This is a genomic window from Cnuella takakiae (assembly GCF_001953305.1).
GTDB lineage: Bacteria > Bacteroidota > Bacteroidia > Chitinophagales > Chitinophagaceae > Flavisolibacter > Flavisolibacter takakiae.
The window spans coordinates 5205752-5212858 of sequence record NZ_MTFE01000010.1 but is presented as its reverse complement, the minus strand read 5'-3'; the positions used below and the strand labels follow the sequence as shown (position 1 = coordinate 5212858).

General features: G+C 42.3%; 5 protein-coding genes. 2 read left to right on the top strand and 3 right to left on the bottom strand.

Annotated elements, in window-relative coordinates:
• Positions 1-375: serine hydrolase (locus BUE76_RS22260; RefSeq protein ID WP_143313446.1), on the bottom strand; the 375-nt coding region annotated here is incomplete at its 3' end.
• A gap of 319 nt (positions 376-694) precedes the next feature.
• Here BUE76_RS22260 and BUE76_RS22250 point away from each other — a divergent pair.
• On the top strand, positions 695-1162 hold the full coding sequence (locus BUE76_RS22250; RefSeq protein WP_216820707.1) for a hypothetical protein: 468 nt from the start codon (positions 695-697) through the stop codon (positions 1160-1162).
• A 161-nt stretch (positions 1163-1323) separates the two neighbouring features.
• Here BUE76_RS22250 and BUE76_RS22245 read toward each other — a convergent pair whose 3' ends face one another.
• Positions 1324-1734: a response regulator gene (locus tag BUE76_RS22245; RefSeq protein ID WP_073041822.1), complete on the bottom strand. Its 411-nt coding sequence runs from the start codon at positions 1732-1734 to the stop codon at positions 1324-1326.
• Positions 1735-3597: 1863 nt separating this feature from the next.
• Here BUE76_RS22245 and BUE76_RS22240 point away from each other — a divergent pair.
• Positions 3598-4545, top strand: coding sequence for a bifunctional helix-turn-helix transcriptional regulator/GNAT family N-acetyltransferase (locus BUE76_RS22240; protein WP_073041824.1), 948 nt, complete (start codon positions 3598-3600; stop codon positions 4543-4545).
• Positions 4546-4602: 57 nt separating this feature from the next.
• Here BUE76_RS22240 and BUE76_RS22235 read toward each other — a convergent pair whose 3' ends face one another.
• The gene (locus tag BUE76_RS22235) at positions 4603-7062 is read right to left on the bottom strand and encodes a PAS domain-containing protein (RefSeq protein WP_083596438.1); all 2460 of its coding nucleotides are present in this window, start codon (positions 7060-7062) and stop codon (positions 4603-4605) included.
• Between the last annotated feature and the right edge of the window lie 45 nt (positions 7063-7107).

Here is a 7107-nt window from a genome sequence, read left to right as displayed (position 1 = left end):
GGTGATTTTATATGCATTGGAGTCATTTTTGACATCAGGGTCAATCCAATAGTTTGCTAATGGTTCGTCCAGGTTCCATTTACCCATGCTTACCAGTCTCAGGGTCAGCATGGTGACAAGGGGCTTGGTTAAAGAAGCGACATTAAATATTGTATTTAGCGGAGCTGCTTCATCAGGTGTGAGTGCGCCATATACTTCTTTATGGGAAAGCCTTCCTTCCTTGATAATACCTATCCCGAGTACAGGTATGTTGTAACGCTGCATAAGCCCCTCAATGGTCTTTTCATTTATAGAACCGTTTTTGGTTTGGGCATTTAGGGGCGTAAATAAGCCAGCAGCCATGCATAAGAAGCAAATAATGACCAACTTTTTCATTGTAATGGTTTGTGCTTTAGACGCACAACTTTGGATGGGCGTTACAAAGCAGCAATGCAGGCATTGCTACGTTCAAGGAGCGGCCTTTGTCGTTTTTAAATGGGGATCTCAAGGGGAGCGTAAATTTCTTTTCCTATTCCAGCTTTTTGAAATTTCAGGGTGTCTAATATTAGGGCTCCATACATCAGCACATTTAAGAAGTCAGCTAGCTTTTTAAGCCCAACAGTATATACAATATCAACGTATTCAACTTAAGGCAAAAAAATTGCATGTATGCATTTTGTAGTTTCGCAACGAAAGTGGCACCCAATTATCATACATGAGCAGTTTTAGTAAAATTGATATTCTAAAAGAATTACAAATGCAATTGGAAGAGAGAAAACGTAAAACAAACCATTTTTTCTTTTCTGAATCGTTTGTAACGATTGAAAATTCTGAGTTTCGTAATTGCCTTTATGTAAACTGGATTGGCTATCAAACAGAAAGCTCTGTAATGACCGGATGTGAGCAGATGTTAAAGGCCCTTCAATTCTATAACCTAACTAAAGTCTTAAACGATAATACAAATGTTTTGGGCATTTGGACACCTGCTGCAAAATGGGTAGGAGAAAACTGGATGCCCAGAATGGAAGGAGCAGGGCTTAGGCAATTTGCATGGGTATACTCCCCAAGTAGAATGAGTCAAACCTCGACTGATGTAGCTATTCTAGCAACCCCTATACCTCAAATTATCAAAACCTTCTACAGTTTAGAAGAAGCTAAGCAATGGTTGCAAACTGAACAATAACTCCTTATTTAATCATTGACTACCAGAAACATACTGTTGTAAAACAGTTTAGAACATGACTTTATATAATATCATTAAGTCCATATAGGAAAATGCTAAGCTTTCTAAAGGGAGTTTAAGAAAGATAACTTTTAAAAAGTGCTGCTATTTGCCAAACATCTTTATTCCTTACAATAGGAAAGCATCTTCAATAATACCTGTTCAAGTGATTCATAAGTGTAAGGCTTTGTAAGCATTTCTGTGTGCATCCAATCACAAAACATTTTATCCATCTCACTATCTGAAGTTGTAAAAACAACTTTAGGTATAGTTTTATAACGTTCCTCTTTTTGTAGTTGGGTAAGCGTCTCCCTACCATCCATTACAGGCATATTCATGTCCAGGATGATCAAACTGGGAAAGCCTGCTCCATTTAGCTTTTCCAAGTGCTCCAGCAATAATTTGCCATGGAAAAACTGGTGTAGCTCATATTCAGGGGCTACCTCATTAAGCACTTCCCTAAATAGTTCTAAATCATCAATATCGTCATCTGCCCAGTAGATGACCTTTTTGCATGCTGTTTTTGCTTGCATTCAGATTGGTGTTTTATGCTTTTGTAATCACCTTGGATAGCTGTCAACAAGCAAGTCGGAAAAAATGCTGGGCTTTGCTGGGCATGGTGAGGATGTATAGCTTGTTGTTAGTTTTTAAAATGCCTACTAGACATGCCGCCCTGTGTAAAATTTAATAGCCTATGAAAAACCATAATGAAAGTAAACTCATCTGTTTAACAACATTACCTACAAAGGTCATATTTATTTAAACAACCATGTGTCCATTGTACATAAAAAAGGCCGCATGGAAATGCAGCCTCGCTTAAAATCCAATATCCTATGAAAAACCAGTGCAAATATAGGTATTAAGTAAATACACTTATTCAAATGCGTTTATTCCTTTTAATGTTACAATGCGGCACCATCAAAAACCTCTTCTGAAAAGAAGAGGTCAGTCACCAGGTGGCATGCATACTTAAAGAGGTGTTTTCAAAGAGTAAGAATTACTTGGGTTTTTCACTAGGCTAAGGAGATTTGGTTGGTTTACATATGTTTTACTAACATGTAATTGTTATTGATTATTATTCTAATTGTGTTAATAAAAAACTAACCTAAAAGAAACCCCTTTCCAAGTGGAAAGGGGGTAGTTAGAGTAGGTTTCCTTTGGAATGGTAGTATATGTGTTTTCTAAAGAGGGTTAAGGGTTATGGCTTTTCATCAGGCAAATATGATGTTCCGGTACGCTTATTCTATGTTATGACTAAATGGTAGGACTGCAAACATAAGACCTGCCAACTAGAATGAACTTATTGTTTTATGCAAAGAATGAATAATTGATGAGTTTGTTGGCGTTGTAATCCTGGAAGATGCGGATGTACTTAAGAAAACTCTTTTCCGTCATGTGGCTTGTGGATTAAGAAACAGGGTCACAAGGCATTAACCTGGAGTCATGCAATAACCAGCAGGTATCTTAATAAAATGCTGATACTAGTTTGTGGCCATACTGCCCGGCTTGGAAACCCGTTTCGCCGGGATGAAAATTGCGCAACATGACCGGTTTGGAATACTAAATCCGCAACCTTGGATTTCAACTTGCATCCTTTTAAGCCAACCCTTGCATCCAAAAGGTTGATTTCATGTTTGATGGCCCTGTCTTTCAGACACCTGGTCACTACATGTTCAATTATCCTTTGGCTTACGAATTTTGTTATACAACCATAAGCCTTATACATTGTAAATAGGAAGGCCGGGATAAATCTGCAGGACCGCCGAAATCCGGTCGATCTTCAGCAAGTGTAGTTGTATGCAGGGTTGTTTACTTCCACCTCGTACATGCATGCTCGATACATAAAAGGCGAGATCTCTACAATTACGGCTAACAAGTCCACAGTGGACAAGAAAGTAGAAGCCGTTTCTGAATGGATCAGCCGCAACGGGTTGGACTTATAATACAAGGGCCTTAGTTGCACTGTTTTGTATAGCCACACTTCCTTATCCTTTTCCGATGCGCTGAACACCATAACACCACCAACAAGCGGAGCCAAAAGTTTTAACCCACTATATTGAGTATGGGATGTTCATGCCTCCGTGAAAACAAATAATTTCCTAAGCCTCCGTGGGGGTGTCAATAAAATTTTGGTAATCTGTATTTCACCAAACAGCCCACCATGTATCCAAATGCGGGTATTTGGCCGGGCGATGGTTGAAACGCACATGTAACCATTAAAGCCCATTTCAGATATCTTCAAGAATGGTGTTAAGTAAACGTTGTTAGCTTGTTTGCCAAGTTGTGCCACATACTTTTGCAGATGTGGCTCTGCCTATGCCAGGGTGATATACTTAGGGAAATTTTTTTTGCATGATTTTATGTAAGTACTTTTGTAAGCCCTTACGTAAGTTAATATGAACTTTTATCAGAAAACAGGAAAGATGGCTATTGGCAGCCGCTTGCGCCAATTAAGTGAACGAATTACGGAGGAAGCCACACAGATCTACCAGCTCTACGATATTAATTTCCAACCCCGCTGGTTCCCTGTGTTTTACGTCCTCTCAGATGGCACAAGAAAACCCATTACCCAGATCGCCAAAGAAATTGGCCATTCCCATGTATCGGTAAGCCAGATCGTAAAGGATATGGTAAAGCAAGGTTATGTGGTGGAAAAAAGCGATCCTAAAGATGGGCGTAAAACCGTTGTGGAACTATCTAAAATGGGTAAAACCGTCACCTCAAAACTCAGTGACCAGCTCCTGGACGTAAACGCAGCCATTGAAAAGGCCCTGAGTGAAACCGATCACAACCTGTGGAAAGCCTTGGAGGAATGGGAGCATTTGCTGGAACGCAAGCCCCTGCTGCAGCGGGTACAGGAGCAGCGCAAGGAACGGGAACGCAGCAAAGTGCAGATCGTTGATTATACAGACGAGTACCTGGCCGCTTTCCGTACACTGAACCAGGAGTGGATCACTACCTACTTTGAAATGGAAGAAGCCGATTACAAGGCTCTTGATCACCCCAGAGCATACATCCTGGATAAAGGTGGGGCCATCTTCGTTGCCCTGTATGAAGGTGAGCCGCTGGGTGTTTGTGCGCTAATCAAAATGGAGGACGGCCAAAGCTATGAGCTGGCCAAGATGGCTGTATCACCCAAAGCTCAGGGCAAAAGCATCGGCCACCTGTTGGGGCGAGCCGTTATTGAAAAGGCCAAATTGTTGGGGGCCAAACGCGTGTACCTGGAAAGCAACACAGTGCTCAAACCTGCTATAAATTTGTACTACAAGTTAGGTTTTGAGAAGATCACAGGCCACCCCTCACCCTACGAGCGCTGCAATATCCAAATGGAAATCAAATTCTGATACAACTCCTCCCAACTTACTTAACAGATGTGGCTCTGCCTATGAGGGGGACTCAAATCAAGCTGGCAGTAAAATCTTGAATGTAGCTCCTTCACTTAGTTGCGATATTGCCCATATGTATCCACCATGGTTGTCCACCACTTTGCGGGCGATGGACAATCCTACACCTGTTCCTGGATATTCTGATTTGCCATGCAGCCGCTGAAACATCTGGAAAATTTTCTCTGCATATTTTGGTTCAAAGCCTATCCCGTTATCCTTTACCTCTATTAAGTAAAAATGGCATCCCAGTTGTTCAGGCAACACCCTGTGGGCAAACGCATAGCCCTGGACCTTTTGTGCAGTAACCACAATTACAGGCTCCTGATCAGGGTCGCTGTATTTTAAGGCATTGCTTATCAGGTTTTGCAGAAGCTGTTGTAATTGGCGTTTGTGGCCCTTTATTGTTGGAAGTTGTCCTACTCTGACCTGCGCCTTCTTTTCTTCAATAAGTAGCTCCAAGTCCGTTAGTACCTGCTGTACCTTAACATTCAGGTCTACCTCTTCTTTCTCGAGCGGCCTTTCATTTACATGAGAGAACTCCAAGAGATCATCTACCAAAAGCCCCATACGTTGGGTTGCATTTTCAATACGTCCGAAAATGATTTTTTCTTTTTCTGTTAACCGAGGCCCAAGACTCGATTTTAACTGATCTGTAAATGTTAACACCTTTCGGATCGGCTCTTTCATATCGTGACTGGCTGCATGGGCAAACTCCTCCAGGTTCCTGTTTGAACGTTCCAGTTCTTGATTTGCTGTTTCTAATTCCGCCGTTCTCTCTTGTACCCGCACTTGAAGATTTACCTCGTTTTCTTCAATTTTCTTTTTGGCAAGCACTTGTTCCGTCACATCTACCGAAATTGCAATGACTCCTAATATTTCACCACCACCGTCACGATAAGACTGGTACACAAAGTTCTGGTAAACAGTTTCCCACCTACCATTGCGAAGCAGTTCCACGGGACGCTCATTTGCATAGAAAGGATCGCCCGTTTGATATACCTTCTGCATCACCCCCTCCAAGCCTTGACCAGCAGCATCGGGAAGCGCCTCAAAAACGGGTTTATTCATTACTTGTTCCCATGGCTTGCCCCAAAGATTGATCATAGCTTCGTTTGCAATATCGATTACATGTGTTGGCCCCCGTAGAATACACATGGCAACGGGTGCTTGCAAGATCATGGTGCGTAGCTGGATTTCGCTTTTGCGAATTACCTCTTCCGCCTGTTTGATTTCGGTGATGTCACGGGTGGTACCTGCGACGGCCTCCACCTCCCCATTCTGATCAAGAACAGGAACAAAGATGTAATCATAGAGGCGTTTACCAAGTGTTGCATGTGGAAAGTGAACTTCACCGCGGACAGGTTTTTTGGTTGCCACTACTTGGTCTATCTCTCGGTGGTGCATCTCTGTGTGCCAGGGTTCATATCCGTTTTCAGGTAATCCTTTACCAATGGCTTCATTCCATGTTTTGCCCCACATGGTCAACAGCGCTTCGTTTACATAAGTAAAGCGGTAGTTCAGGTCAAATACATAGATCAGGTCTGGTGTGTTGGAGGTGATGGTCTCATAAATCCGCTTTTGCCGCTCTGTTTCTTCTTTGGAAGCATGAAGCGCCGCTTCACTATCTAAAGTTTTTTTTTGCGCAATGACCTGTTCTGTTACATCGTGAGAGATGGTAAATACACCTGTGGGTATGTCACTGCCATCACTATAATAGGGCTGATAAATCAGGTTAAAGTAATTGGTTTGTTCCTTTCCATTTGCAAGGAACACAATGGGGGTTGCTAAACTCCGAAATGTTTCACCCGTACTTTTCACCTGTTCAAACAGTTCAGTGATACCTTGCCCACTAAGTTCTGGAAGGGATTCCAGCAGTGGTCTCCCGATCATCTCTGGACCTTTTCCCCAGAGCTTATAAGCAGCTTCATTGGCCAGTTCCAGGACATGATGCTCACCTGTGACCAGCCCTACGACAAATGGGGCATGCATGAAAAGGTAAAAAATTTTTTCTATCCCTTTGAGTGCGTTTTCCCGCTGCGCAGCTTTGACTTGGGCAGTGACATCTTCCGATGTATGAATAATATACTCGACCTGACCTTTCTCATCTAAAACAGGAGCATTGGTGCTCTTCCAATACATTTCCAGGAAACCTCCTTCGCCATCTGGGATGTCATAACGCACCAGCGGCAGGCTATGCGAGACCTTATGCTGTAGTATGTACTCAAAAGAGTTCTGAAGGCTATGCACCCCCGATAATGAAGAACCTGCTTGATTTTCAGGAAATACCTCAAAATGACTCCTTCCAACTACTTCTTCCCTTTTCCTTCCAGATGTTGTTTCAAAGTCGTTGCTGACAGCGACAATAGTATAAATAGGTTTATCAGGAAGTAAAATCATGGTGATGCCTGGTCGTGCTGCAAGGAATCTAAACTCGCTGAAATGGTATGTATTACAATTTGGGATTGAGGCGTTCATATGCTCCTGATAAAAGTGGCTATAAGTGAAACAGTAAAAGTTTAT

Excerpts from the sequence above, each read along its gene's own strand:
- BUE76_RS22250 (WP_216820707.1), top strand. The coding sequence starts at position 695 with ATGAGCAGTTTTAGTAAAATTGATATTCTAAAAGAATTACAAATGCAA.
- BUE76_RS22245 (WP_073041822.1), bottom strand. The coding sequence starts at position 1,734 with ATGCAAGCAAAAACAGCATGCAAAAAGGTCATCTACTGGGCAGATGAC.
- BUE76_RS22240 (WP_073041824.1), top strand. The coding sequence starts at position 3,598 with ATGAACTTTTATCAGAAAACAGGAAAGATGGCTATTGGCAGCCGCTTG.
- BUE76_RS22235 (WP_083596438.1), bottom strand. The coding sequence starts at position 7,062 with ATGAACGCCTCAATCCCAAATTGTAATACATACCATTTCAGCGAGTTT.